Origin of the sequence: Stakelama pacifica (assembly GCF_004361835.1) — a bacterium.
Lineage (GTDB): Bacteria > Pseudomonadota > Alphaproteobacteria > Sphingomonadales > Sphingomonadaceae > Sphingomonas > Sphingomonas pacifica.
This window is the reverse complement of the sequence record NZ_SNWD01000002.1, coordinates 197,232-222,826: the sequence shown is the minus strand read 5'-3', so window position 1 is coordinate 222,826 and position 25,595 is coordinate 197,232. Positions and strand designations below refer to the sequence as shown.

23 protein-coding genes are annotated in these 25,595 nt (G+C 64.0%); 15 read left to right on the top strand and 8 right to left on the bottom strand.

The genetic code is table 11. The features are described 5' to 3' along the window. Positions 1-53 precede the first annotated feature (53 nt). Together EV664_RS04215 and EV664_RS04210 are read right to left on the bottom strand one after the other, a co-directional pair. Positions 54-581 (bottom strand): peroxiredoxin, encoded by a 528-nt coding sequence (locus tag EV664_RS04215; RefSeq protein ID WP_133494730.1) that lies wholly within the window; start codon positions 579-581, stop codon positions 54-56. Between the two features lie 16 nt (positions 582-597). Further along, positions 598-1,680, bottom strand: a complete 1,083-nt coding sequence (locus EV664_RS04210; protein ID WP_133494444.1) for a phospholipase A — start codon at positions 1,678-1,680, stop codon at positions 598-600. A 70-nt stretch (positions 1,681-1,750) separates the two neighbouring features. Here EV664_RS04210 and hisN point away from each other — a divergent pair, with 70 nt between their 5' ends. Beyond that, on the top strand, positions 1,751-2,533 hold the full coding sequence (gene hisN, locus EV664_RS04205; RefSeq protein WP_133494443.1) for a histidinol-phosphatase: 783 nt from the start codon (positions 1,751-1,753) through the stop codon (positions 2,531-2,533). Between the two features lie 22 nt (positions 2,534-2,555). Here the strand turns inward: hisN and EV664_RS04200 are convergent, their stop codons facing one another. Further along, on the bottom strand, positions 2,556-2,894 hold the full coding sequence (locus EV664_RS04200) for an HNH endonuclease (protein ID WP_133494442.1): 339 nt from the start codon (positions 2,892-2,894) through the stop codon (positions 2,556-2,558). Positions 2,895-3,102: 208 nt separating this feature from the next. Here EV664_RS04200 and EV664_RS04195 point away from each other — a divergent pair, with 208 nt between their 5' ends. The 5 genes from EV664_RS04195 (at position 3,103) to EV664_RS04175 (ending at position 9,862) form a co-directional block, all read left to right on the top strand. Then, complete coding sequence (locus tag EV664_RS04195; RefSeq protein ID WP_133494441.1) at positions 3,103-4,491, top strand: TIGR03013 family XrtA/PEP-CTERM system glycosyltransferase; 1,389 nt, start codon at positions 3,103-3,105, stop codon at positions 4,489-4,491. After that, positions 4,488-6,530 (top strand): XrtA/PEP-CTERM system histidine kinase PrsK, encoded by a 2,043-nt coding sequence (prsK, locus tag EV664_RS04190; RefSeq protein ID WP_133494440.1) that lies wholly within the window; start codon positions 4,488-4,490, stop codon positions 6,528-6,530. The genes EV664_RS04195 and prsK overlap by 4 nt, the downstream gene beginning before the upstream one ends. Further along, positions 6,527-7,876, top strand: a complete 1,350-nt coding sequence (gene prsR / locus EV664_RS04185) for a PEP-CTERM-box response regulator transcription factor (RefSeq protein ID WP_133494439.1) — start codon at positions 6,527-6,529, stop codon at positions 7,874-7,876. The genes prsK and prsR overlap by 4 nt, the downstream gene beginning before the upstream one ends. Before the next feature lie 55 nt (positions 7,877-7,931). Then, positions 7,932-8,738, top strand: coding sequence for an ATP-binding protein (locus EV664_RS04180; RefSeq protein ID WP_133494438.1), 807 nt, complete (start codon positions 7,932-7,934; stop codon positions 8,736-8,738). A 116-nt stretch (positions 8,739-8,854) separates the two neighbouring features. Further along, positions 8,855-9,862 carry a sensor histidine kinase gene (locus EV664_RS04175; protein WP_133494437.1) on the top strand — a complete coding sequence of 336 codons (1,008 nt, stop codon included), beginning with the start codon at positions 8,855-8,857 and terminating at the stop codon, positions 9,860-9,862. 16 nt (positions 9,863-9,878) lie between these two features. On the opposite strand, the gene EV664_RS04170 is transcribed toward EV664_RS04175, so the two are convergent. Further along, positions 9,879-11,663 (bottom strand): ABC-F family ATP-binding cassette domain-containing protein, encoded by a 1,785-nt coding sequence (locus tag EV664_RS04170; protein WP_133494436.1) that lies wholly within the window; start codon positions 11,661-11,663, stop codon positions 9,879-9,881. Between the two features lie 114 nt (positions 11,664-11,777). Between EV664_RS04170 and EV664_RS04165 the strand changes: the two genes are divergently transcribed. The 4 genes from EV664_RS04165 to EV664_RS19145 all read left to right on the top strand — a co-directional run bounded on the left by EV664_RS04165 (position 11,778) and on the right by EV664_RS19145 (position 14,461). Beyond that, on the top strand, positions 11,778-12,077 hold the full coding sequence (locus EV664_RS04165) for a hypothetical protein (RefSeq protein WP_308423512.1): 300 nt from the start codon (positions 11,778-11,780) through the stop codon (positions 12,075-12,077). Positions 12,078-12,109: 32 nt separating this feature from the next. Further along, on the top strand, positions 12,110-12,787 hold the full coding sequence (locus EV664_RS04160) for a response regulator transcription factor (RefSeq protein ID WP_133494434.1): 678 nt from the start codon (positions 12,110-12,112) through the stop codon (positions 12,785-12,787). A 33-nt stretch (positions 12,788-12,820) separates the two neighbouring features. Then, entirely contained in the window at positions 12,821-14,191 is a 1,371-nt protein-coding gene (locus tag EV664_RS04155; RefSeq protein WP_229668105.1) for a sensor histidine kinase, read from the top strand. Between the two features lie 96 nt (positions 14,192-14,287). After that, positions 14,288-14,461, top strand: coding sequence for a hypothetical protein (locus EV664_RS19145; RefSeq protein WP_162848767.1), 174 nt, complete (start codon positions 14,288-14,290; stop codon positions 14,459-14,461). 17 nt (positions 14,462-14,478) lie between these two features. Here the strand turns inward: EV664_RS19145 and EV664_RS04150 are convergent, their stop codons facing one another. Together EV664_RS04150 and EV664_RS04145 are read right to left on the bottom strand one after the other, a co-directional pair. After that, entirely contained in the window at positions 14,479-15,489 is a 1,011-nt protein-coding gene (locus tag EV664_RS04150; protein WP_133494433.1) for an LLM class flavin-dependent oxidoreductase, read from the bottom strand. Between the two features lie 48 nt (positions 15,490-15,537). Continuing rightward, positions 15,538-17,874, bottom strand: coding sequence for a S8 family peptidase (locus EV664_RS04145; RefSeq protein ID WP_229668106.1), 2,337 nt, complete (start codon positions 17,872-17,874; stop codon positions 15,538-15,540). A 158-nt stretch (positions 17,875-18,032) separates the two neighbouring features. Between EV664_RS04145 and EV664_RS04140 the strand changes: the two genes are divergently transcribed. The 3 genes from EV664_RS04140 to EV664_RS04130 all read left to right on the top strand — a co-directional run bounded on the left by EV664_RS04140 (position 18,033) and on the right by EV664_RS04130 (position 22,057). Continuing rightward, on the top strand, positions 18,033-18,695 hold the full coding sequence (locus EV664_RS04140; protein ID WP_133494432.1) for a pyrimidine 5'-nucleotidase: 663 nt from the start codon (positions 18,033-18,035) through the stop codon (positions 18,693-18,695). A gap of 1 nt (position 18,696) precedes the next feature. Continuing rightward, positions 18,697-19,524: a 2,3,4,5-tetrahydropyridine-2,6-dicarboxylate N-succinyltransferase gene (gene dapD / locus EV664_RS04135; RefSeq protein WP_133494431.1), complete on the top strand. Its 828-nt coding sequence runs from the start codon at positions 18,697-18,699 to the stop codon at positions 19,522-19,524. Positions 19,525-19,648: 124 nt separating this feature from the next. Next, a complete protein-coding gene (locus EV664_RS04130; RefSeq protein WP_133494430.1) occupies positions 19,649-22,057 on the top strand; it encodes an HAD family hydrolase in 2,409 nt (802 codons plus the stop codon). Positions 22,058-22,064: 7 nt separating this feature from the next. Here the strand turns inward: EV664_RS04130 and EV664_RS04125 are convergent, their stop codons facing one another. Further along, on the bottom strand, positions 22,065-22,490 hold the full coding sequence (locus tag EV664_RS04125) for a CoA-binding protein (RefSeq protein WP_133494429.1): 426 nt from the start codon (positions 22,488-22,490) through the stop codon (positions 22,065-22,067). A gap of 6 nt (positions 22,491-22,496) precedes the next feature. Then, positions 22,497-23,462, bottom strand: coding sequence for an Mrp/NBP35 family ATP-binding protein (locus EV664_RS04120; RefSeq protein WP_133494428.1), 966 nt, complete (start codon positions 23,460-23,462; stop codon positions 22,497-22,499). Between the two features lie 71 nt (positions 23,463-23,533). Between EV664_RS04120 and hflK the strand changes: the two genes are divergently transcribed. After that, on the top strand, positions 23,534-24,670 hold the full coding sequence (hflK, locus tag EV664_RS04115; protein ID WP_133494427.1) for an FtsH protease activity modulator HflK: 1,137 nt from the start codon (positions 23,534-23,536) through the stop codon (positions 24,668-24,670). Further along, complete coding sequence (gene hflC, locus EV664_RS04110) at positions 24,667-25,524, top strand: protease modulator HflC (protein WP_133494426.1); 858 nt, start codon at positions 24,667-24,669, stop codon at positions 25,522-25,524. Before hflK ends, hflC begins: the two co-directional genes overlap by 4 nt. Positions 25,525-25,595: the final 71 nt, after the last annotated feature.

Here is a 25,595-nt window from a genome sequence, read left to right as displayed (position 1 = left end):
GCCGGCATGCGACACGGACGGTCATTGCGTCGGGTCGGTCGGCCTGCCGGACATCAATGTGCGATCTTGTCCAGCGCGGCAAGCGTGTTGGTGATATGCGCAGCAGGCTGCATCGAGGAGAAGCTGTAGACGATCTTTCCGTTCCTGCCGATTACATAGCTCGTCCGGTCGGTATAGCCCGTATTCTGCCCCTTCATCGCGACATCATAGGCTTGTACGATTTCCGGGCCGGCAGCAGCGACCGGAAATTTTCCCGCGCAATGTTTTGCCGAAAATGCGATCAGCCGGTCCGTATTGCCTGCTGTCATGCCGATGACGCTCGCGCCCTTCGCTTTGAACTTGTCGATCGACTGGGCAAAGGCGGCGGCTTCGGCGTTGCATCCGGACGTGAATGCGGCGGGGAAGAAATAGAGCACGACCGGCCCTTTCTTCAGCGCGGCTGCAAGATCGACCGTGATCGGTTTGCCCGCCATCGCGCCCTTCGCGACAAATTCCGGCGCCCTTGTCCCTTCGCGCAGTTGCGCGGAAGCGGGGGCTGCGATCGCCAGGGCGATCATCGGAGCGAGCAGAAACGGGCGCATTGCGTTCATCCTTTCATCAGCGCGTAAAGGCGATGCCGATGCGCGCATGGGAATCATTCCGGTCATAATCGTTCAGCGACTCACCATAGCCGCTATAGGCCTGCCCGAATATATACACGCCGACCGAACCGTCGATCCGGGTGAGGGGGTAGGAGATAAAGGCTTCGCCCGCTGCCTTCCCCGTGCCGGGATTGCCGGTCAGCCGTCCGGAAACCTTGATGCCGTCGGTTTCCCCGACCGTCAGGCGAAGCGCGGTATAGCCCGCATAGCGCCGGATCGGTTGGCGCGGATATTCGGTCGAGAAGAAGAACCATGCCTCGGGCGCGACCTCGGCATACCAGCGGTCCGAAAGATCGAACCGTTTCGCGCCGCGCAGGAAAATCTTGTTCATGTCGACCGAATTATCGGGATCGCCCCCGTTCGAATCATGATGATAGCCCGCCGCGATTGCCAGGCTCGCATCGGGTCTGATCTCATAATAGATTTCGGGGCTGTAAATGGTGCTGGTGAACGGTGCCGATTCCTGATCGGTCGCCCAGAACATGGTCTGGGTATAGGCAAAGCGCAGCCCGTCCAATATGCCTGCTCCCTCGAACGGGCGAAGGGCGAGGCTGAACTGCAGCTTGGTGCCCGCATCGCCCGCTCCCATCACGCCATAGACCGGATCATGCGGTTCGAGGCGTGAGGTCAATCCCGAATGGCTTCCGGTCGAGGTCATGACGCCGCGTTCGACCGTCGGGGGCGGGGCAGGCGTATCGGATGAAGCCAGCGTCGGGGAGGCCGGCTGGTCGGGCGAGACCAGATGATAGCGCACCCGTACGAACCGCCCCGCAGCGACAGTTTTCGCGGCTTCATCCGGGGCGCTGAGAATCAGTGTCGTGCCGTCGTGCGCAGTCACTGCGATCCGGTCGGGCAGAGCAAGCGGGCTGGCCGTATCGCTTTCGTTGAACACGAACACATCGACGCCGTCGCGCGCCTCACGGGCATCGGCGGGCTGTTCCGGCACGACATGGCTTTGCTGTCCATGCGCGGCTGTCGCGCCAAAGAGCGACAGGGCGGCGAACAAGGTCCCGCTGCGCGAATAAGAATGGCGATTCATGGGACAAGGCCCTCCGCTGTTGATGATTGCCTGCTAGCGATCCGCGCCGCTGCCCGCTAGGCATTGTGCCATGGTATTCACGACTTCCGATATCGAACTTGCCGGGCGGCTGGCAGATGCAGCGGGCAAGGCGATCCGCCCCTTTTTTCGTGCCGAGCACGGCCTTGAAATGAAAGGCGACGATTCGCCGGTGACAAAGGCGGATCGGGCGGGCGAGGCGGCCATGCGCAGCCTGATCGTCGCCGAACGCCCGATGGACGCGATTATCGGCGAGGAAGAGGAAACGCGCGAGGGCAGCAGCGGGCGGACCTGGGTGCTCGACCCGATCGACGGCACCCGCGCCTTTATCGCCGGGCGGCCGATCTTCGGCACATTGATCGCGCTGCTCGACAATGGCTGGCCGGTGCTGGGCGTGATCGACCAGCCGATCCTCGGCGAACGCTGGATCGGCGCGACCGGGTTTCAGACGATGCTGAACGGCAAGCCTGCGCGCACCCGTCGCTGCCGCGAGCTGAACGAAGCGCTGCTCGCCACCACCTCGCCCGCTTTGTTCGATGACGATCAGCTGCACGCCTTCGAACATCTCGATTCGGCGGTGCGCAGTACGGTGCTGGGCGGCGATTGCTATAATTATGGCTGTGTCGCCTCAGGGCATCTCGATATCGTGGTCGAGGCGCAGTTGAAACTGCACGATTTCGCCGCGCTGATCCCGGTGGTCGAGGGCGCGGGCGGGCGGATGTGCGACTGGCAGGGCGATCCGCTGCACGCCGACAGCGCAGGCGAGGTCATCGCTGCGGGCGATTCCGCACGGATCGACGATATTCTGGAGGCGCTGGCCTGTCGCGGGCATTGACCGGCGCACTGGGAACTGCCGTTCAGCGCCTCTTGCGGGTACGCGCGTGAAAATCGGGCGGCTTGTCGGCGATCCAGCGCAGGAAACGGGCAATCTCGGGAACGATGCGCACTGCCGCCAGCCCCTGATGGCTGCCCGCCAGTTCGGCATTGGTCAGCGCCGCATGGATGGTACGATGGCAGATCGGATGTACCGCAACGGTCTCCCGCCCGCCCCGGCTTTTCGGCACGATATGATGTTGTTCGATCCGTTTGCCCAGCGGACGGCCGCACAATGCGCAGCATTGTGGTTCGTCGCTCGCCGATCCGGCCAGCCGCTCGCCCGCTTCGACGGCGAGCTTGCGACGCACGCGTCCGCTCATCCGATTCCCGGCGATGCAAACGGACAGGAGCGGCGAGCGGCGGTAACAGACATGGTTCGCATCCGGATCGGTTTCGACAAGGCGACGGGCGCGGGGAAATCAAGGTATCGACCGCTCTGTTAGCGATGTTTAGCATTTATTCGCTAATTTCTGCGAGCTTTCCGGCTGTGCCGATCTTCGCCCTGCTCATAAATAATCGCGACCCGTGATGATCCGTCTGTTCCGACATTCCCTGCCCACCGCCGTATTGCTGCTCGGTCTGCTTGATCTGCTGGCGCTGATTGCGGCGGCGGAGGCAGGATGGGTGGTGCGTGCGCATCAGATCGGCATGGCGGTATCGCCGCTGGCCGATCGCTGGCCGCAACTGGTGGGGTTCGCTTTTTGCCTTCAGATCGCGATGATCGCGGTCGGCGTATATGGCGCCGATGCGTTGCAATCGCTGCGCTTTGCGGCGCTCAGACTGCTGGTCGCGGTGGGGCTGGGCACGGTGTTGCTGTCGCTGCTCTATTTCCTGTTTCCGATAACAGCATTCTGGCGATCCAATCTGCTGTACGCGATCGCGCTGGCGATTCTGCTGCTGCTCGCGCTTCGGGTCGCGCTGGGCAAAGCGCTGGGTAGCGAGACGTTCAAACGGCGTATCGTGGTGATGGGCGCCGGCCAGCGCGCTCAGCGGATCAAGGCGCTGGCGCAGGCGCCCGGCTCGGGCTTCGTCGTCGTCAGCTATATTGCGATGGAGGGGGCGAGCCGGAACATTGCCGAGGCGATCGGTCGTGAGGCGATTCATAACCTTTCCGACTTCGTCGTGATGCTGAACGCGAGCGAAGTGGTGCTTGCGCTGGAAGAGCGGCGCAATGCGCTGCCGCTCAAGGATTTGCTGCGAGTCAAAACGACCGGGGTTTATGTCAGTGAGTTTTCGACGTTCATGGAACGTGAAACCGGGCGGCTCGATCTGGAAACGGTCAATCCCAGCTGGCTGATCTTCTCCGACGGATTTTCCTCGGGCCGGATGCTTTCCGCAGTGTCGAAGCGCCTTTTCGATATCCTGGCGAGCGCGACATTGCTGGTACTCACGCTGCCGCTGATCCTGATCATTGCCCTTCTGATAAAGATCGACAGCCGCGGCCCCGTTTTTTACCGCCAGCGGCGCGTGGGGCTCTATTCGGTGGGATTCGACATCATCAAGCTGCGTTCGATGCGCGTCGATGCCGAACTGCCCGGAAACGCCGTATGGGCCGAAAAGAACGATCCGCGCATCACCCGGGTCGGCCGCCTGATCCGCAAATTGCGGATCGACGAACTTCCCCAGTGCTGGAGCGTGCTGAAGGGCGAAATGAGCTTTGTCGGCCCGCGTCCCGAACGGCCCCAATTCGTCGAGGATCTTGAAGAAAATCTGCGCTATTATGCCGAACGGCACATGGTGAAGCCGGGGATTACCGGCTGGGCGCAGATCAATTATCCTTATGGTGCATCGATCGAGGATGCGCGGCACAAGCTGGAATATGATCTTTATTACGCGAAGAACTATTCGCCGTTTCTGGACCTGCTGATCCTTTTGCAGACGATTCGCGTGATCCTCTGGCCGGCCGGTGCCAGATGATCGAAGCGTCGATCCTCGCGACCCACGCTTTCGCCGCCCTGCTTTTCGTTCTGCTGGCGCTGTCGACCGTCGGCGGCGATTCGCGGGCGGCAACCCGGATCGGCTTTTGCATCGCATTCGCCGCGAGCGCGCTATGGGCGCTCAGCGTGGCGGGCATCGGCGAGGATCAGTCGGCCGCGCTGCTGGCTGAGGGCGCTCGCAACGTCACATGGGTCGCTGCGCTGTATCTCCTCTGCGGCAGCCATCATCGCCGCCGTGCGGGCCCGGCACTGGCGGTGGTGTATAGCGTCGTCGCCGGGGTGATCGTCATGGATTGCCTGCTGGTCATCGCAGCTGATTCGGTTGGGATCGCGACGGATCAGGCGGCGTCGATCCTTTCGCTGGCGCTGCTTTTGCGGATGATGGCGACACTTGCCGCGCTGGTTCTGCTCCATGCGGTATATGAAGCAGCGTCCCCGGCGGAGCGGGTGAAGCTCGTCGCGCTCGCCCTGCTTTGGGGTGGGGACTGCCTGCTTTTCGCGTTCGTGTATCTCAGCGGCAGCTGGACCGCTCCGGCGGTATTGCTGCGCGGTGTCTTTGCGGTCGGTGCCGGGCTGCTCTTCCTGCTGTCGTTGCACCGTCGCACCGGCTGGGGGGTGAAGGTATCGCGGACCTTTGCCTATCAATCGCTGTCGGTCGCGGCGATCATCGCCTATTTCATCGTCGTCGCGGTGTCGACCAGCGCGATTGCCGCCATCGGCGGCAACCATGTGCGGATGTGGCAGACCGCGTTCGTCTTCGGCTCGACTGCGGCGATGCTGACGCTGACCGCCTCGCCCTGGCTGCGCGCCTGGACGCGGGTGAAGCTTGCCAAGCATCTCTTTCGCCACCGTTATGATTATCGCGCCGAATGGATGCGCTTCACCGATACGCTGGGCAGGGCGGGGGGCGAGACCGCGCTTGAGAACCGGCTGGTAAAGGCGATTGCCGATCTGGTCGAATCGCCCGCCGGATTGCTGCTGTTGCCGGAAGGCGAAGCGCTGCGCCGGGACGGCAGCTGGAACTGGGAAGATGAAGCGCTTGCCGGCGACGACGCGTTCAGCACACGCCTCGCCCGGCATCTGGCGACGAGCGGGCGGATCATCGAGATCGACCGGATCCGGCAGGGCGAGGATCGCTGCGACGCCATCGCGGTGCCCGAAGCAATTACCGACCTGCCGAATGCCTGGGTGATCGTGCCGTTGCTGCATTTCGATCAGCTTGTCGGCGCGATCCTGCTTGCGCGTCCCCCGCTGGGCCGGGCGCTCGACTGGGAGGATTTCGACCTGCTGAAGGTCGCGGGTCGGCAGGCGGCGAGCTATCTCGCCAACGCGCGCGCCACGGCGGCGCTGATGGAAGCGCAGCGGTTCGACGAGTTCAACCGGCGCTTCGCCTTCATCCTGCACGACATTAAAAATCTGGTCAGCCAGATGAGCCTTGTGGCGCGCAACGCCGAGCGCCACGGCGATAATCCCGAATTTCGCGCCGACATGGTCGCCACGGTGAAAGAGGCGGCGAACCGGATGACCTATCTGATCCAGCGCCTGTCGCAGCGCACGGTCCGCGCGCAGACCATCGAACCGGTCGATATCGGCGACATCGCAACGCAGGTATCGCGCGTCGCCGGCCCCGATCATCCGGTCACCGTTTCGGGGGGAGAGGGCATGCTGGTCCATGCCGATGCCGCCGCGCTGCGCCAGATTCTCGAGCATCTTGTCGGCAATGCCGCAGATGCCAGTGCGTCGGGCGAGCCGATCGATATCGCTGTGTCGCAAGACGGGGATCGCGTGGCGATCGACGTGACCGATCGGGGTTGCGGCATGAGCGCAGCCTTCATTCGCGACTCGCTGTTCAAACCCTTTGTTTCCACCAAAGCGGGCGGGTTCGGCATCGGAGCGTATGAAGCACGCGAACTGGCGAGCGCGATGGGCGGCGCGCTGGCGGTCGAAAGCCGTGAGGGTGAGGGGACGCGCATGCGTATCCTGCTTTGCCCCGCGACAGGCCGGGCAGAGGCGGCATGACCGATACGCGGACCTTGCTGATCGTCGAGGACGATGCCGGGCTGCAACGCCAGCTGCGCTGGGCCTATGAAGGCTATGCGATCGTCACCGCTTCGGACCGGCAAAGCGCGATAGCGCAGCTTCGCGCCGAAATGCCGCAGGTGGTGACGCTCGATCTCGGCCTGCCGCCCGATCCCGACGGGGCGAGCGAGGGGTTCGCCACGCTGGAAGCAATTCGCAGCCTGTCGCCCGAAACCCGCGTGATCGTCGTCACCGGCCATGGCGAACGCGACAGCGCGCTGCGCGCAATTGCCAGCGGAGCATGGGATTTCTATCAAAAGCCGATCGATATCGACACGCTGGGCATCATCGTCGAGCGCGCCTTCCATGTTCACGCGATCGAGGCGGAGAATCGCCGCCTCGCCGCGCGGGTCGGGGCTGGCGACGCGCCGGGCGGTATCATCACCGCCGCCCCCGAAATGCTGAAAGTCACGCGCACGATCGAGCGGGTGGCGGGTGCCGATGTGTCGGTGATGCTGCTCGGCGCCAGCGGGACGGGCAAGGAATTGCTGGCGCGCGGGCTGCACGACGCCAGCGGGCGCGACGGTGCGTTCGTCGCGATCAACTGCGCCGCGATTCCCGAAACGCTGCTCGAAAGCGAATTGTTCGGGCATGAAAAAGGGGCGTTTACCGGGGCAGTGAAAACCACTGCGGGAAAGATCGAGATGGCGCATGGCGGCACGCTGTTCCTCGACGAAATCGGCGATGTGCCGCTCCCGCTTCAGGTGAAATTGCTGCGTTTCCTGCAGGAGCGGGTGATCGAACGGGTTGGCGGGCGAAAGGCGATTCCGGTCGATACGCGCATCGTCTGCGCGACGCATCAGGACGTCGATGCGATGGTCGCCGATGGCCGGTTTCGCGACGATCTCTATTATCGGCTCGCCGAAATTGTCGTGCCGATTCCACCGCTCGCGGCGCGCACGGGCGATGCGCTGCTGCTTGCGCACCATTTCCTGCGCCATCATGCCGCAAAAATGGAGCGGGGGGTGACCGGCTTCACCCCCGAGGCGAGGGCCGCGATCACCGGATGGGGCTGGCCCGGCAACGTTCGCGAGCTGGAAAACCGGGTGAAGCGCGCCGTCATCATGGCCGATGACAAGCTGGTCACTGCCGCCGATCTGGACTTGTCAGATGCCGAAGCGCGCGCGCCGCTCAATCTGAAAACGGTGCGCGAAGCCGCTGATCGCAAGGCGGTCCGCGATGCCCTGTCGCAGGCAGAGGGTAATATCTCGGGCGCTGCGCGGCTGCTGGGGATCAGCCGTCCGACCCTGTATGACCTGATGCGCAATCACGATCTGCAACCCTGATTTCGGGCGCGGTGGCGGCTTTGAGATGTCGCGTGTCGCCGGTATAGCACCGGCCATGACCGATCCGCTGATCCGTATCGCCGATGCGCTCGACCGGCTGGCGCCGCCGCCGCCCGATTCCGCCGACCCCGGGACCCATCCGGCCTATCTATGGCATGGCCGCGCGCTGGTCGCGGCGCGAGCGTTTCGCCCTTTGCCGCTTGAACTGCTCCACGGCGTCGATCGGCAGCGCGAGATATTGCAGGCCAATGTCGAACGTCTCGCCGACGGGCATGCCGCGCAGGATGCGCTGCTCTGGGGTGCGCGCGGCACCGGCAAATCAGCGCTTGTCAAAAGCGTGATCGGCGCGGCGCAGGCGGCGGGCAAGCGGGTCGCGCTGGTCGAGGTGGTCGCACCGCTCGACACGCTGCCTGCGCTGTTTGACGCGCTTGCGCCGGTCAGTCGCGCCTTTGCCGTATTCATCGACGATCTGGGGTTCGAAGCGGCAAGCGAGGGGCGTGCGCTGCGTTCGCTGCTCGAAGGGGGCGCCGATGCCCGGCCCGACAATGTCCGCCTGATCGTTACCGCCAATCGCCGTCATCTGATCCCGCGCGACCTTTCCGAGCAGGAAAGTGCGATCAACCCGCGCGATTCGATCGACGACAATCTCGCGCTTGCCGATCGGTTCGGGTTGAGCCTCGGTTTTCACGCGCTCGATCAGGACGGATATCTCGATATCGTACGCGGCTATGCCGAAGCGCACGACCTGCCCTTCGATTCCGAAGAGGCAGTCAACTGGGCGACCCGGCGCGGCAGCCGGTCGGGACGCGTGGCATGGCAATATATTGTTGATCTGGCGGGGCGTTCCGGAAAAAGTCTCTGAACCGGGCAGGTCGCGAACTTAGGGCGACAAGTTACGGAAATATTTATTATAATTAGTTATACTAGCGCGAACAGCGCTTGACTTGCGCGCTATGCGCGTCAGACTTTCGCATTACGATGCTGGGGGAAATCGACGTACCGGAACGGCTCGCGCCGATCATGCCGCGATGGCTTTCGCGGCTGCTCGTCGCGCTCGTTTGTACCGCCATGGCGGTGCTGGTGCGGGTGCTGCTCGACGAAATCGTTCCGGGCGGCGCTGTCTTCGCGCTGATCTTTCCCGCCGCGATGCTGGCGACGCTGTTCGCGCATTGGCAGGCAGGTGCACTGACCGCAGCGATATTGATCCTGCACAGCTGGTATTTTCTATGGCCGGTAGCTGGTTCGTTCCACTTCGCGACCGCATCGGGCCCGCTCAGCGTCGCATCGGTCACGATATCGGCGACGATCACGATCAGCATTGCAGAGATATTTCGCGCCTCCGCTCGCCGCGCCACGCGTGAGCGCGATCTGCAAATTGCCGAGCGCGATCTGTTCCTCGCCGAATTCGACCATCGGGTGAAGAATAATTTCGCTGTCGTTGTCAGCCTGCTCGACATGCAGCGGCGTCGCGCGAACGAACCGGCGACGGCGGAAGCATTGGCGGCGGCGCTCAGTCGGGTGGAGAGTATCGCCCGCGCGCATCGCCATCTGTATCGCGGCGATAGCGGGCCGGTCAGCGTCGATATGGCGTCGTATATCAAGGAGTTGTGCGACGCACTGGCTGAGGCGCTGATGCTGCGCGGGGCAATCCGGCTCGAATGCCATAGCGATCCGGTACAATTGCCGCGTGATCGGGCGGTATCGATCGGACTGATCGTCAACGAACTGGTCACCAACGCTGCCAAACATGCGTTTTCGGGGCGTTCCGAGGGGCGGATTCAGGTGTCGTTCCGCTGCGAACCGGGCGGATGGCGGCTGGCCGTCGCCGATAACGGCGTGGGTATGCCGGAGGAACCCGTGCCCGACCGCACCGATGGCGGACTGGGGCAAAAGCTGATCGATGCCTTTGCGCGTCAGGCGCGGGGTACGGTCGCCACCGAGTCGGGATCGGATGGCACGCGCGTGGTGCTGCGGCTAACGCAATAGCCGCAACGGCCGGGGGTCAGCCCAGCGCTTCGATCTGCTCGGCAAGTTCCAGCCAGCGCAACTCAGCCGCCTCTTTTTCGTCGCGCAGCTTTTCCAGCCCCCGGGTCAGCGCGGCAAAAGCATCGGGGTCGCTGGTGAACAGGTCGGGGTCGGCGAGCTTCGCCTCATCGCGCTCGATGGCAGCATCGATCTCTTCGATCCGGCCGGGCAGCAGGTCGTAATCGCGCTGATCCTTATAGCTTAATTTGGTCGGCTTCGCTTTGGGTGCCGCGCCGCCCGATCCGCCGCCGCCCTTTCCCTTTGCTTTCGCTTCGGGCTTCGGCTTGCGCTTCGCTTCCCAATCGGCATAGCCGCCCGCGATCACATCGACCGTGCCCGAACCGTCGAGGCCGAGCGTGATCGTCACGGTACGATCCAGAAAGTCGCGGTCATGGCTGACGATCAGCACCGTGCCTTCATAATCGGCGATCACTTCCTGCAGCAGGTCGAGCGTTTCGAGGTCGAGATCGTTGGTCGGCTCGTCGAGCACCAGCAGGTTCGACGACCGCGCAAATTCACGCGCCAGCAACAGGCGCGACTGTTCGCCGCCCGACAGCGTGCCGACCTTCGCATCGATCAGCGAGGGGTCGAACAGAAACTCCTTCAGATAGCCCTGAACATGTTTGCGGGTGCCGCGCACATCGACCCAGTCGCCGCCCTCGGCCAGAATGTCGCGCACCTGTTTTTCAGGCGACATCAGGCTGCGCTGCTGATCGATGAAGATACCGTCCAGCGTTTTGGCGCGCGTGATCGTGCCGCTATCGGGTTCGATCTCGCCGGTGAGCAGTTTGAGCAGCGTCGTCTTGCCCGCGCCGTTCGCGCCGACCACGCCGATCCGGTCGCCGCGCTGCACCCGCAGCGAGAAATCGCGGATGATCGTGCGATCGCCATAGGTCTTGTTCACCGAATCTGCGTCGATGACGATCTTGGTCTTCGAATCATCGCTCTGCACGGCCAGCTTGGCGGTGCCCGCCGGGCCGATCATTGCGGCGCGGGTGGCGCGCATCTGGTGCAGCTTTTCGAGCCGCCCCTGATTGCGCTTGCGCCGCGCAGTGACGCCGCGTTCAAGCCAGTGCGCCTCGATCTTCAGCTTGGCATCCAGCTTCTCGGCGGCGCGTGCTTCTTCGGCGAACACCTGCTCGGTCCATGCCTCATAGCCGCCGAACCCGACTTCGTTGCGGCGAAGCGAACCGCGGTCGAGCCACAGCGTCTGGCGGGTCAGGCGGGTGAGGAAGGTACGGTCATGGCTGATCACCACGAACGCGCCGTTGAACCGCGTGAGCCAGTCCTCCAGCCAGTCGATCGCGGCGAGATCGAGATGGTTGGTCGGTTCGTCGAGCAGCAGCACATCGGGCTCCTGCCCCAATGCGCGGGCGATCGCGGCCCGCCGCCGTTCGCCGCCGCTGGCGGTCTTTGCCGGGCGCGACAGGTCGATGCCCAGCTGATCGGCAATCGCTTCGGCAGCATATTTTTCGGGAGCATCGTCGCCCGAGAGCACGAAATCGAGCAGCGTATCGAATTGCGCGATCGCCGGTTCCTGCTCCAGCATCACCACTTTGACACCCGGCCGGATGACGCGGCGGCCCTCATCCGCTTCGATGGTATCGCCGATCAGCTTCATCAGCGTCGTCTTGCCCGCGCCGTTGCGCCCGATCAGCGCCAGCCGGTCGCGTTCGCCGATAAAGACGTTGAGATCTCGAAACAGCCATCCAGCGCCTTGCTGGAGACCAAGATTTTCATAAGCCAGAACCGGTGCCGCCATGGCGTCGGCAGGTAGGCGCGGGGGAGCCAATTCGCAAGCACGCACGTTTCACCGACCCACCGGCTTCATTCACAGGCTGTTCAACGCGCTCAAGCTATGCCAACCGAAATGCGAATGGTTGCTTTTGCCCTTTTGGCCCTTTGCGCCGTCGGCGTCATCGAGGCCCCAGCCGAAGCGCAGTCGCGCCGCAGCGATCAGAACGCTGCGCGCGAGGCGCGTGAGGCCGGGCGAATCCTGCCGATGCGGGAAATTCTGCGCCGGGTGGTGTCGCAAATGCCCGACGCACAATATCTGGGGTTCGATTTCGAGCCCGATTCCGCCGTATATACGTTGAAATTCCTGCGAGCGGGCGCGGTGATCTGGGTCGATGTCGATGGCCGATCGGGCCATATTTTGCGACGCACCGGCGGCTGATCGGGCGGCGCGGGACAATATAGGGGAACGAGATGCGAGTTCTGATCGTCGAGGATGAGCCCAATCTGCGGCAGCAGCTGCAATCCACATTGGAGGGCGCCGGCTATGCGGTCGATGTCGCCGCGGATGGTGAGGAAGGGCATTTTCTCGGCTCGACCGAAAGCTATGACGCGGTCGTGCTCGATCTCGGCCTGCCCGAAATCGACGGGCTGACCGTGCTTGATCGCTGGCGCAAAGAGGGCAAGGTAATGCCCGTTCTGGTGCTGACCGCGCGCGACAGCTGGTCGGACAAGGTGGCTGGGCTCGATGCGGGCGCGGACGATTATGTCGCCAAGCCGTTCCAGACCGAGGAACTGATCGCCCGCCTGCGCGCGCTGATCCGCCGGGCAAGCGGCAATGCATCGGCAGAGCTGGTCGCGGGCGACATCCGGCTCGATACCCGGTCGGGCAAGGTCACCAAAAGCGGCGACCCGGTGAAGCTGACCGCGCAGGAATATAAGCTGCTGTCCTATCTGCTCCACCATAAGGGCAAGGTGGTCAGTCGGACCGAGCTGATCGAACATATTTACGATCAGGATTTCGACCGCGATTCGAACACGATCGAGGTGTTCGTGACGCGCATCCGCAAGAAACTGGGTGCCGACACGATCACAACGATTCGCGGGCTTGGCTACAGTCTTGAGGATGAGGGGCAGGAAGCGGCGCAATAAGCCGTTTCGCTGTCCGCCGTCCGTACCAGCAACGTGGCCGAACCCGCTCCGCCCCCGCGCCCCTATGTGCGGATAACCGGCTCGCTCAGCCGCCGTATGATCTTCATCGCCGCGGCGTGGATCATGCTGCTGCTGTCGGGCGGCGGCTTCGCGCTCGACCGCGTGCTGACCAGCGCGGTGACGCGCAATTTCGACGATCAGCTCGAATATCTGCTGAATTCGATGATGGTGTCGGCGCAGATCGCGTCGGACGGCGGGGTGGTGTTCAACCGCCCGCTGGGTGATCAGCGGTTCCTCGAACCCTATTCGGGCCTGTACTGGCAGGTATCGGGAAAGGGCTTCGAACCCTTCGTCTCGCGCTCGCTTTGGGATCGGTTGCTGAAGGTCGATCACCCCTATCATGACATGAAAGTGCATGAATATGACAGCGGGCAGTTTCCCGATCAGAAGCTGCGCGTCGTCGAACGCGACCTGAAACTTCCCGGCTCCACCGTTATCTGGCGGTTTCAGGTGGCGCAGGACCGGCAGACGCTTGATGAGCAGATTAACGCGATGCGGCGGACGATCGTGCGCAGCTTTCTGGTGCTCGGGTTGGGGCTGATCTTCATGGTGGTGCTGCAGACCTGGTACGGGCTGATCCCGCTGCGCAAGCTGAGAATCGCGATTGCGCGGCTGCGCGCGGGCGAAATCACCCGGATCGAGGGCGAGATGCCGAGCGAAGTCGCGCCGATGGTCGAGGAACTGAACGCGCTGGTCGCGCATAATGATCGTCAGGCGGAGGAGGCGCGCCGCCATGCCGGCAATCTTGCCCACGCACTCAAAACGCCGCTGACCGTCATCATGAACGCCGCCAGCGCCCAGTCGGGCGAATTGTCGCAGACGGTGGTGCGCGAAGCGCGGACGATGCGGCGTCAGGTCGACCACCATCTTGCCCGGGCCCGCGCGGTCGGGCGGCGTGGTTCGTCGCATAGCCGCGCCGATGTCAGCGCTTCGGTGGAGGCAGTCGAGCGCGCGGTGTCGCGCCTTTATCCGCATGTCCGGATCGACACCGATTCCTCGCCCGGTCTGGTCGCGCATATCGAGCGGCAGGATCTGGAGGAGATTCTCGGCAACCTCGTCGAAAATGCCGCAAAATATGGCGGCGGCAGCGTGTTCATCACCGCGCGCGCCGAAGCTGGCTTTGTCGAGATCATGGTGGAGGATGACGGCGCGGGCATCGAGGAGGCGGATCGCCAGCGCCTGTTCGAACGCGGCGTCCGGCTCGACACGGGCAAGCCGGGCACCGGGCTTGGCCTCGCCATTGTCCGCGATGTCGCCGAAATTTACGAAGGCACGGCGAGCCTGGAGGAGAGCGAGGATCTGGGCGGATTGCTCGTTCGACTGCGTCTGCCCGCGGCGGGGTGAGGTGATTTTGCGGATCAGCCGCGCCGCCGGTCATCCCGCTGCCACGAATCGCTGCTAATAGCCTGATTCCATAAGGGGAATTGAGGAGAGCCAGCGATGACCCCGACACCGGACATATGCTATTTGTCGCGCCGCGCGGAGGAAGAGGCGATCATGGCGATCGCCGCGACCAGCCCCGTCGCCGCCGCCGCGCATGACGCGATCCGCAACCGCTACTGCGCGGTGGTCAATCAGGCGATGCGCGCGCGGCCTTTGCCTGCACGCGTCTGAAAAGCCGGCGGCGGGGGTTATTCGGCCGCCGCCGCTTGCGCGCCGAGCGACTGCATCGCTTCCGCCGCGAGGGCGAAGGAGCGCCGCCGCTTTTCGGCATCGTAAATCCCGCCGGTCAGCATCAACTCGTCGGCCCCCGTCCGCTCGATGAACGCAGCAAGGCCACGCGCCACGGTTTCGCGCGATCCGATCGCCGAACATTCGAGCACCTGATCGAGCACAGCATTGCCGTGCGCGCCCAAAGTATCGCGATATCCGGCCACCGGCGGCGGCAATTTGATCGCGCGTCCGGTGCGGATCGCCACAAAGGCCTGTTGCTGCGAGGTGGCAAGATATTCGGCCTCTTCATCGCTGTCGGCGGCGATCACGTTGAAGCCGAGCATGACATGCGGTTTCGAAAGCTGTGCCGAGGGTTTGAAATCGCGGCGATAGATAGCGATCGCCTGATCGAGCGCGGCAGGCGCGAAATGCGAGGCAAATGCGTAAGGAAGGCCCAGCGCCGCAGCGAGCTGTGCGCCGAACAGGCTGGAGCCCAAAATCCAGAGCGGCACCTTCGCCCCGCCGCCGGGCACGGCGCGCACGCCGGTTTGGCCGTCATCGGCGAAATAGCTTTGCAGCTCCATCACGTCGCGCGGGAATTGCTGCGGATCGCTTTCCAGCGTCCGGCGCAGCGCGCGCGATACCGTCTGATCCGATCCCGGTGCGCGGCCAAGGCCGAGGTCGATCCGTCCGGGATAGAGCGCGTCCAGCGTGCCGAACTGTTCGGCGATCACCAGCGGCGCATGATTGGGCAGCATGATGCCGCCCGCGCCGACGCGGATCGTCTTTGTCGCGCCCGCGATATGGCCGATCACGACCGAAGTCGCGGCGCTTGCGATGCCGGGCATGCCGTGATGTTCGGCGACCCAATAGCGATTATAGCCGCTTTGCTCCGCCTGCCGCGCCAGATCGGCGGCATGGGCGAGGGCGAGCGACGCATCGCCCCCTTCGATGATGGGGACGAGGTCGAGCAGAGAATAGCCGGTCATGCTGCTTCAGATGGTGGTTCGCTTCCCCCGCTTCCACCCCTGTCGAAATCAGAAGCCGGTCGAGAAGCGCAACGCCACCCCATAATCGTCGGACAGCGCGGCGATATTGCCGGGATCGCGGCGATAGAAGACATTGCCCGAAACCTGTCCCTCCCCAAGCGGGCGGGCATAGCCCAGTTCGGCATCGACTTCGCGACCCTGCGGCGCGAGGTTGAGCCGCTGCACCCGGAACGCCGAAACACTGCTGCTCTTATAGTCCCATGCAACCGGCAGGCTGAGGTCCAGTCCGCCCGAAGCGACGCGCAGCGGCTGGCTGATCCGCAGCGCTAGCCGGTCGCCCGCGACCGCGACATCGCGCCGTCCGATATCGAACGCATAGCCTGTCGTGCGAATCGCGCCGCCACCGGCGATTCCGGCGGTAAGGCTTGCCCGGGTCCAGCCCTGCCGCGCGCTTGCGCCCAGCGACCAGCCATCGCCCAGATCGGCGCGCGCGCCGATATCCGCGAACCATGTCACTGCGCGAGCGCCGCCCAGCGAACCGTTGAAATGCGCGCCGAGCACGCTTTCGCTCTCATCCAGCCGGGTCAGCGCGGCGCTGGTGCGAACCGCACCGAACGCCCGGTCTACCGCGAGGGTGGAGCGATAATAGCCGTACCGGTCCCAGCGGCCGCGTGCCGCTTCCATCGGCTCAGGGGCACGGTCGAGCGCCGAGCCGCGCTCCATCGCGGCGCTGACGCCCCATTGGCCGAAGGTGCGACGGATCGCGGCCGAAACATCGGCAGCGGCAGCGAAACCGCTGCTCTGCGTGGGATCGGCGGCGATCAGAAATGCGGGCTGCGACGCCCCGGCAAGACCGGCGGCAAGCGCGGTGCCGCTTTGCGAGGTAGCGATGGCGAAGGAGAGGTTTTCGCTCAGCCGCGTGGCGATGCTGGCCGCCATACCGCGTGCGCGGGTCGCCTCATCGATTCCCAGGCTGAGCGGCTGCCACGCCGTATCCGACGCACCGGGCGCGACGGTCACCGCGATCCCGATCCGGCCATTGCCCGCGCCCAGCGTGCGATAGCCGTCAGTGAGCGCTGAGGCCAGCATGGTGCGCGGCGCCGCGCTGCGCACCGTTCCGCCGATCTCCATCGTAAAGGCGCGGTCATAGGAATCGAGTATCAGCGTCTGGAGCGACCCGGTCATCGCATCGCCCATCGGCGCGGAAAGCGTTGCGTTCACGCTCGTCGACGCCGTCGCGCCGGTTCCCGCAACCGCCATCGTGCCCTGCGGACGGAATGCTTCGGTGAGGTCGAGAACGCCGTTGCCATAGACCGAATCGATCCCCGCCGCCCCGGCGTCACGCGCCGTGCGGAACAACAGCTCGACAATCTGCTTGCCGGTAAGGTTGGGAAAGGCCTGGGCGAGCAGCGCGACCGCGCCCGCGATCTGCGGCGCGGAAAAGGATGTTCCCGACCAGAGCAGCGGCATGCCCTCGGCACCGGGCGCGCGCACGCCCTCGCCCACCGCGGTCAGATAGTGCGCGGCACCGGTGCCTGCGCGGTTGCTGAAATTCGAAATTCGATCCGACGAATCGACCGACCCGGCGATGATGATCAGCCCTTTGGACACCGCCGCATCGAGCGCCGGAAGCGAAAAGCCGTCAGGGTCCGCCTTGCCGTCATTGCCCGCGCTGATCACCACGATGATCCCTGCCGCAGTCGCGCGTGCCAGCGCCTGACGCACCTGATTTCCCGCCGCATCGCCGCCCAGCGACAGGTTGATTACCCGCGCGCCGGCATTGCGGGCCGCATCGACTCCGGCCGCGATTGCGCTTTCGCTGAACAGACAGCCATCGCTGGCGCTGCCTGCCATTTCCTGCATGCAGCTTCCCGGCGTGTCGCCGCGCGCCACGAACAGCTGCGCGTCGAAGGCGACGCCGTGCGAGCCGGTATCGTTGCGCCGCCCGGCAAGGGTGAAAGCAACTGCGGTGCCATGGCCTGACACATCGTCGACGCTCGCGCCGCCAGCGACATTGCGCGATGCGGCAAGCAGCCGGTCGCCGAATTCCTGACTTTCCAGATCAATGCCGGTATCGACGATTCCGGCGACAACGCCGTTGCCCGTGGCTCCGGCCTGATAGGCCGTGATGGCGTTCATCGAAACCGCTCCGACCGAGTTACGATATTCGCCGGTATCGTAGTTGATGTTCGGACGGGGGGCGGCGGGCGCGGGGGCAGGCGTCGTAACGGGCGTCGGCGTCGGTGACGGATTGGGAAGGGGGGCGGGCGCGGCGGACGCCGGGGGCGGCGTCGAACCGGCACTGCTTCCGCTGCCGCCACAGCCGGACGTCGCGAGCGCGCCCGCAACCATGGTGGAGCCCAGAAACATGTTTTTGAGGTTCATCGGTCGCATGATGAGAATTATAGAGGTGCGCCATGGCCGCCAGTCGCGTAACAACCCGCACCCGTAATAATCCCTAGCTACCGGTGAGCAGCGCCATTCGAACGAAAATGCGAGCGCCATTGCCCCGCGTGGCGTAGCGGCCTAGATCGCGGATCGTCATGATCGAACGCCTTACCCATATCGACACCTGGATCTTCGATCTGGACAACACCCTCTATCCGGCGAGCGCCAATCTGTTCGCGCAGATCGATGCGCGGATGACCGATTATGTCGCGCAAATGCTTGATATCGGTCGGGAAGAAGCGTTTCGCGTGCAGAAGGACTATTTCCATGCGCACGGCACGACCCTTTGGGGGCTGATGGAAAATCACGCGATCGATCCGCATGATTTTCTTGATTATGTCCATGATGTCGAAATGGACGTACTGGAACATGACGCGCCGCTTGCGGCTGCGATCGCGAAGCTGCCGGGGCGCAAGCTCGTCTTCACCAATGGCGACGGCCCCTATGCGCGGCGCGTGCTCGACCGGCTGGGGCTGGGCGAGACGTTCGAGGCGATCCACGATATTCACGCGACCAGCTATCGCCCCAAGCCCGATCCGATCGTGTATCGCGGGCTGTGCGATGCTTATGCCATCGACCCCGAAACGGCGCTGTTCGCCGAGGATATGGCGCGCAATCTGAAACCGGCAAAGGCGATCGGCATGGCGACGCTGTGGGTCAATAACGGCTCCGAACAGGGGCCGGACGCGGACCGCGATTTCATCGATTTCACCACCGGCAATCTTGGCCGGTGGCTCGAACAGATTCAGGAGGCATGAGTTGAGCGAAGCGTTGCAGACCGTCATCGATCAGGGATGGGAGGACCGCGCATCGGTTTCGACCGAAACGCGGGGCGATATTCGCGATGCAGTGACGGAGGCGCTGCGCCTGCTCGATTCGGGCGAAGCGCGCGTTGCGGAGCCGGACGGAAACGGCGGCTGGCGCGTCAATCAATGGCTGAAAAAGGCGGTGCTGCTGTCGTTCCGGCTGAACGATATGCAGGCGATTCCCGGCGGCCCCGGCGGCACGCACTGGTGGGACAAGGTGCCGAGCAAATTTGACGGCTGGGACGACGCGGCGTTCCGCGCCGGCGGCTTCCGCGCGGTGCCCGGCGCGATCGTCCGCCATGGCGCGTATATCGGCAAGGGCGCGGTGCTGATGCCCAGCTTCGTCAATATCGGCGCTTATGTGGGCGAAGGCACGATGGTCGATACCTGGGCGACGGTGGGAAGCTGCGCGCAGATCGGGCGCAACGTCCATCTGTCGGGCGGGGCGGGCATCGGCGGCGTGCTCGAACCGCTTCAGGCCGATCCGGTGATCATCGGTGACGGCGCATTCATCGGCGCGCGCGCCGAAGTCGCCGAGGGCGTTCGCGTCGGTGAAGGCGCGGTGCTGTCGATGGGCGTGTATCTCGGCAAATCGACCAAGATCGTGAACCGCGAAACCGGCGAAGTCACGCGCGGTGAAGTGCCGCCTTATTCCGTAGTCGTGCCCGGATCGCTGGGCGGCGGCGACGGTAAGCCGGCGCTGTATTGCGCGGTCATCATCAAACAGGTTGATGAAGGCACGCGCGCGAAAACCAGCATCAACGAACTGCTGCGCGACTGATTTCTTTCGTCGGCGGAGCCCCACCGGCTCCGCCGACAAGCTCCTTTCGAACCGAAGCGTTAAGGATGTTCCGACCGGCGGGCCGGTTAGCATTCTATAAAGCTATCGGTTCCGGGGAGTTCACATGACCGATAGCACCATCCTGCCGCACGCATTGCCCGACGCTTTGGAAGGGCGCGACAGCGTCAGGATTCTCTCGCTCGATTGTTTCGACACGCTGCTGTGGCGCGACTGCCACGCGCCGCACGACCTGTTCCGCCTGCTTCCCGGCGTGACTCAGCAACAGCGCATCTGGGCCGAACAACATGCACGTCGTTCGACCGTGCTTCGCCATGGCCGCAACGAAGCGAAGATCGCCGAGATTTACGCGCAGCTTTTCCCCAATGCCGATGACGAGGCACGCGCGGCCGCGGTGCAGGCTGAGCTGGATCTGGAGGCGCGGCACTGTTTCGCCTTTGCGCCCACCGTGGAACTGATGCGCCGGGCGAAGGCGGCCGGAAAAACGGTCGTGATCGTCAGCGACACCTATCTGAGCGCGAAACAGCTCCGCGCCCTGATCGCGGCGAGCGCGGGCGAGGATGTCGCCGCGCTGATCGACCGGATCTTCTCCTCGTCCGATCAGGGCAAGTCGAAGAGCGAGGGCCTGCTCGGCGTCATGCTGAAGGAGATGAAGACCAAAGCGGCGCGCGTCCTGCATATCGGCGACAATCCGCGCGCTGATCTGGAAGCGGCGCAGAAGCTCGGCATCCCCGCATTGCATCTTCTGCAGTTCCGCCCCGAAACCGTGCAGCGGCTGCGGCTGGAAGCGGCATCGGGCGGGCTGGTCGATATCGGCGAGATGGCGTTTCAGCCGCACCGCGCGACGCTGGCGGCGGGCGAACCGAGGATCGACGATCCGGCCGAGGCGCTTGGTTTCAGCGTACTCGGTCCCGTGCTCGCCCCGTTCGCGCGCTGGGTGGCGCGTGAAAGCGAAGCTTTGGAAGCGAAGGGCGGCCGGGTGCATCGCCTGTTCCTGATGCGCGACGGCCATTTGCCGCGCCGGGTGTTCGACGCGATGTTTCCGCACGCGGGCAGCCATGCGATCGAACTCAGCCGTTTCACTGCGATCGCGGCGAGCATCGATACGCCCGAACGGCTTCAGGACTATATCGAGGCGGAAATCGGCAATGGCACGTCCGCCGATATGCTTCGCCAGCTTCACTTTACCGATGAGGAGGTGCGGACGATTTGCGACGCTTTGCCGCAAAAGGGTGAGGCGGTCGCGCTGCACCGCATTCTTGCGACTCCGCAAAAAAGCAAAGCGATCCAGATGCGCTCCCGTGCCTATGGCGACCGGCTGGAGGCGTATCTGCGGCGCGAAATCGATATCGCGCCGGGCGATACGCTGATGGTGATCGATCTTGGCTATAACGGCACGGTGCAGAATCAGATCGAGCCGGTGCTGCGCGAGCGGCTGGGCGTTGATGTCGCGGGTCGCTATCTGATCCTGCGCGAACAGGATGTGACGGGCTTCGACAAAGCGGGGTTGTTCGACGGATCGACGCATGACGCCGATACGCTGGAAGCGATGGCGGCCAATGTCGCGGTGCTCGAACAGCTTTGCACAGCGGCGCAAGGGTCGGTCATCGACTATACCGAAACGGGTGAGACGGTACGCCGTGACGTCAGCCTCAAGGGGCGTCAGAGCGATACGCGCGAAGCGGCGCAGAAGGGCACCGTCGGTTATGCGCTTGCCGATGGTAGCGCGATTGTGCGGGTGCAGGTTCCGGACGGGGCGATCGACTGTCGCGCGGCGGCTGCGGTGCTGTCACGCCTGATGTTCCTGCCCCAGCCTGAGGAGCTGGCAGTGCTCGAACAGTTCGAACATGACGTCAATTTGGGCGGCGATGAGGTGGTGAAGCTGTTCGACCCCGATATCGCGGCGGCGGGGCTGAAGGATCAGGGGCTTTTCTACCTCAAAGGCGCCGATCGCATGTACCTGCCCGCCGAGCTGCGCGGGCACGGCTTGCCGCTCAACCTGTCGCTGTTCGCGCAGCGGCGCTGCGGCCTCGACCTTCGTCACGCTGATTTCTGTGACAGCGGTTTCGATATCGATATTCTGCTGGCCGACGGTCGGGACGTTGTCCCGTCAAGCGTAAAAGCCTCGCCGACGCATGAGGGATATTTCGCGGTCCATGTCCCGGTCGGCGCTGGCCAATATGCGGTCGGTATCCAGTTCGGGAAAAAATACGAATGGGTGCAGATCGCTTCCGCCCGCTTCGTGCCGGTCGATCGGTTCAAAGACGATAGCAGCGCGGCCAAGCAGGAGGCGGTCGATGCAGTTCCGACGCTGGAGGGTATGGCTCAGGTCGCGCCGTACCTTTTCCAATGCGAAGAAAGCGGCTTTCTGATGGTGCCGCCGATCCCCGAAATTATCGGCGGCCCGCCGATGCTGCTATCCGTCGCTTTCCGCCCGCTTGTCGAGCGTGCGCCTTCACCGACCACCGCTGCGGTCACTGCGACTGAGCGCGTGTCGGCAGGAGCGGCGCGCTAATTTCGGTTTACCCCACCGGTGCGATGCCGAGCCGGGGGATTTCGATCTTGGGGCAGCGGTCCATCACGACTTTCAGCCCCGCCGCTTCGGCGCGGGCCGCCGCTTCTTCGTTGACCACGCCTAGCTGCATCCACACCGCCTTCGCGCCATGGGCGATCGCCTGATCGACTGCCTCGCCCGCGGCGTCTGAGTTGCGAAAGATATCAACCATGTCGACCTTCTCGATCTGCTCCAGATCGCGGAAGACGAATTCGCCATGGACATGCTCGCCGGTGATCGACGGGTTGATCGGGATCACGCGATAGCCCTGATCCTGCAGGAATTTCATCACGCCGTTCGATGCGCGGTCCGGCCGGTCGGACGCGCCGATCATCGCGATTGTCCGCACCTCTTCGAGCAGCGCTTTGATATCCTCATCGCGGGTAAGCGGCATGGCGTTTTATCCTTTCAGCGTCGCGATTCGCTCGGCGACCTTCTTTGCTATGCCGACGAACGCCTCTGCTTCGGCACCGTTCCCGGCGGCGGGCGGCGTGCCCGCATCGGAGCTGGTGCGGATCGCGATATCGAGCGGGATGCGGCCAAGAAAGGGTACGCCGAGATCGTTCGCCGCCGCTTCCGCGCCGCCGCGCCCGAACGGATCGGAAATCGCACCGCATTCGGGACAGGTATAGCCCGCCATATTCTCGACAATGCCAAGGATCGGCACGCCCGTTTTGGTGAACAGGTCGATCGCGCGGCGGGCGTCGATCAGCGCAAGGTCCTGCGGCGTGCAAACGATCACAGCGCCTGCGGGTTTATGCTTCTGCACCATCGTCAGCTGAACATCGCCGGTGCCGGGCGGCAGGTCGATCAGGATCGTGTCCCTGTCCCCCCAATCGGCATCGACCAGCTGGCCTAGCGCACTTGCCGCCATCGGCCCGCGCCAGGCGAGCGCGCTTCCCGCATCGACCATCTGCCCCATCGACAGGATCGGAACGTCATAGGGGGTGGGAACGGGCAGCAGCGTCTTTTCGCGCGCTTGCGGCTTGGTTCCCTCGACACCCATCAGCTTGGGCTGGGAAGGGCCATAGATATCGGCATCGACCAGTCCGACCTTTCGGCCGCCGCGCGCCAGAGCGATGGCGAGATTGGCCGAAACGGTCGATTTTCCGACACCGCCCTTGCCGCTCGCGATCGCGATCAGCGTGCGCTCGACCCGGCTTTGGGTCTGCGCGATTCGCACCTGCTCGACGCCGGGAACGGCGGCGGCCGCACCCTTCACATCCGCCTCAAGTGCGTCGCGCGCGGCCTGCGGCAGGCCGGTAACATCCAGGATGATATCGGCACATCCGTCTTTCATCCGAACGCTTGCCCGCCCTGCGGCGACGGGGCCAAGCGCTGCTTCCACTTGTTTTGCATCGGTCATGCGGGGGCAGATAATAGGAAATCGGCGTCTCGCCACTGTAAATCGGCGCGCATGTCCTTATAAAGGCCTGCATGGTCTATTGGACGGGGTGGATGACGCGGTTCGGCGCGATCCTGAAGAGCGAGAATAAGGGTCCCTGGGGAAGCGGGGGCTCTGGCGATGGCGAAGGTTCCGGCGGCAATGGCGGCGGACCGCGCAATCCCTGGCAGTTTCCGCCCGAAGGGCGGCGGCGCAGCGGCAGCGTGACTTCGCTGGACGACTTTCTGAAACGCGCCCGGCGTGGCGGCGGTGGCCCCGGCGGCGATGGCAGCGGCGGCGGCGGGTTTCAGGCGCCGGGCGGTCGTGGTCTGTGGATCGCCGGGATCGTCGTGATCATAGCGGTGTGGCTTGTCTTCACCTGTTTCCACATCATCGGTCCGCAGCAGCGCGGCGTGGTGACGACGTTCGGCAATTACACCCGAACGCTCGGCCCCGGCGTCAAGATGACGCTGCCCGCGCCGATCGAATCGGTGCAGAAGGTCGATGTCGAAAAGATTCGCGAAGACAGCTTCCCGAAAGGCGGCGGCGAAAATCTGGTGCTGACCGGCGACCAGAATATCGTTGATCTCAGCTATCAGGTGCGCTGGAACGTCTCCAATCCGCAAAATTATGTGTTCCAGATCCGCAATCCCGAAGACACGGTGCGCGCGGTCGCCGAAAGCGCGATGCGTGAGGAGCTTGCCGAAGTGTCGCTGGACGAAGCGATCGGTGCCGGTCGTTCGGCGATCGAAGGCCGTGCGGCGCAGCGCATGCAGCAACTGCTCAACGAATATCAGGCGGGCGTTGCTATTCAGGGCGTCGCGATCAAGAACTCCTCACCCCCCGCAGAGGTGGATGAGGCGTTCAAGAAAGTGACTGCGGCGCAGCAGGATGCGCAGGCCAATATCAATCAGGCGCGTGCTTATGCGCAGCAGATCCTTGCCGGCGCACAGGGCGAGGCGGCCGAGTTCGACAAAATCTATGCCCAGTACAAGCTGGCACCGGATGTGACTCGTCGACGGCTATATTATGAAACCATGGAGAAGGTTCTGGCGAAGTCCGACAAGACGATCGTGGAGCCCAGGGGCGTGGTTCCCTATCTTCCGATGAATTCGGGCGCGAAAAGCGTTCCCGCACCGACGACAGGCGATTCGTCCGGCGGATCGCAGGCGCAGGGAGGTGGCCAATGAACCGGGGTTTCCTGCGCAATCCGGTGACCCTTGCCGTTGCGGCACTGGTCGTCGTGCTCATCCTGCTCAACACCTTCACGATCGTTCCTGAATATCGTCAGGCGGTGGTGTTCCGGTTCCAGCAGCCGATCCGGACAGTGAACAAATGGCGCCCCGATACGCCGCTCGGCAAAAGCGGCGCCGGAGTGATCGCGAAAATTCCGTTCGTCGATCATATCGTATGGGTCGACAAGCGGGTGCTCGACCTCGAACTCGACAATCAGCCGGTGCTCTCGACCGACCAGCTCCGGCTGGAGGTCGACGCCTTTGCCCGGTTCCGGATCGTCGATCCGCTGCGCATGGTCGTGACGGCGGGGTCGGAAGAGGCAGTGCGCACCGCGCTGGCGCCGCTGCTCGGCTCTGCACTGCGCAATGAGCTCGGCAAGCGTGAGTTCGCGGCATTGCTCAGCCCGGAACGCGGGCAGGTGATGGAGAATATCCAGACCGGCCTGAACCGTGTGGCTCGCCAATATGGCGTTCAGATCGTCGATGTCCGGATCAAGCATGCCGACCTTCCGAGCGGCAGCCCCCTGCAAAGCGCGTTCCAGCGCATGCGCACCGCGCGCGAGCAGGAGGCGCTGACGATTCGCGCACAGGGGCTCAAGACCGCACAGATCATTCGCGCCGATGCCGATGCGCAGGCCGCCAAAATCTATGCCGACAGTTTCGGCAAAGACCCGAAATTCTATGATTTCTGGCGCGCCATGCAGTCCTATCGCCATACGTTCGGCGTGGACGGAACGAATCCGGAGGGCAAGACGAACATCATTCTTTCGCCCGACAATGAATATCTTAAAGAATTTGTCGGGGAATAGAGTGCCCAGTTTCGTTCATATTCAAACGAGGTTCAGCATTTCTGCGGCATGAACCCGTATTGATGCTACTC

Bases quoted from the DNA above. Each gene is read 5' to 3' on its own strand.
- EV664_RS04145 (WP_229668106.1), bottom strand. From the start codon at position 17,874: ATGAACCTCAAAAACATGTTTCTGGGCTCCACCATGGTTGCGGGCGCG.
- EV664_RS04160 (WP_133494434.1), top strand. From the start codon at position 12,110: ATGCGAGTTCTGATCGTCGAGGATGAGCCCAATCTGCGGCAGCAGCTG.
- prsK (WP_133494440.1), top strand. From the start codon at position 4,488: ATGATCGAAGCGTCGATCCTCGCGACCCACGCTTTCGCCGCCCTGCTT.
- EV664_RS04175 (WP_133494437.1), top strand. From the start codon at position 8,855: ATGCTGGGGGAAATCGACGTACCGGAACGGCTCGCGCCGATCATGCCG.
- EV664_RS04215 (WP_133494730.1), bottom strand. From the start codon at position 581: ATGCGCCCGTTTCTGCTCGCTCCGATGATCGCCCTGGCGATCGCAGCC.
- hflK (WP_133494427.1), top strand. From the start codon at position 23,534: ATGGTCTATTGGACGGGGTGGATGACGCGGTTCGGCGCGATCCTGAAG.
- EV664_RS04180 (WP_133494438.1), top strand. From the start codon at position 7,932: ATGACCGATCCGCTGATCCGTATCGCCGATGCGCTCGACCGGCTGGCG.
- EV664_RS04150 (WP_133494433.1), bottom strand. From the start codon at position 15,489: ATGACCGGCTATTCTCTGCTCGACCTCGTCCCCATCATCGAAGGGGGC.
- EV664_RS04200 (WP_133494442.1), bottom strand. From the start codon at position 2,894: ATGAGCGGACGCGTGCGTCGCAAGCTCGCCGTCGAAGCGGGCGAGCGG.
- EV664_RS04120 (WP_133494428.1), bottom strand. From the start codon at position 23,462: ATGACCGATGCAAAACAAGTGGAAGCAGCGCTTGGCCCCGTCGCCGCA.
- hflC (WP_133494426.1), top strand. From the start codon at position 24,667: ATGAACCGGGGTTTCCTGCGCAATCCGGTGACCCTTGCCGTTGCGGCA.
- EV664_RS04195 (WP_133494441.1), top strand. From the start codon at position 3,103: ATGATCCGTCTGTTCCGACATTCCCTGCCCACCGCCGTATTGCTGCTC.
- EV664_RS04125 (WP_133494429.1), bottom strand. From the start codon at position 22,490: ATGCCGCTTACCCGCGATGAGGATATCAAAGCGCTGCTCGAAGAGGTG.
- EV664_RS04210 (WP_133494444.1), bottom strand. From the start codon at position 1,680: ATGAATCGCCATTCTTATTCGCGCAGCGGGACCTTGTTCGCCGCCCTG.
- EV664_RS04130 (WP_133494430.1), top strand. From the start codon at position 19,649: ATGACCGATAGCACCATCCTGCCGCACGCATTGCCCGACGCTTTGGAA.
- EV664_RS04165 (WP_308423512.1), top strand. From the start codon at position 11,778: ATGGTTGCTTTTGCCCTTTTGGCCCTTTGCGCCGTCGGCGTCATCGAG.
- EV664_RS04140 (WP_133494432.1), top strand. From the start codon at position 18,033: ATGATCGAACGCCTTACCCATATCGACACCTGGATCTTCGATCTGGAC.
- prsR (WP_133494439.1), top strand. From the start codon at position 6,527: ATGACCGATACGCGGACCTTGCTGATCGTCGAGGACGATGCCGGGCTG.
- EV664_RS19145 (WP_162848767.1), top strand. From the start codon at position 14,288: ATGACCCCGACACCGGACATATGCTATTTGTCGCGCCGCGCGGAGGAA.
- hisN (WP_133494443.1), top strand. From the start codon at position 1,751: ATGGTATTCACGACTTCCGATATCGAACTTGCCGGGCGGCTGGCAGAT.
- EV664_RS04170 (WP_133494436.1), bottom strand. From the start codon at position 11,663: ATGGCGGCACCGGTTCTGGCTTATGAAAATCTTGGTCTCCAGCAAGGC.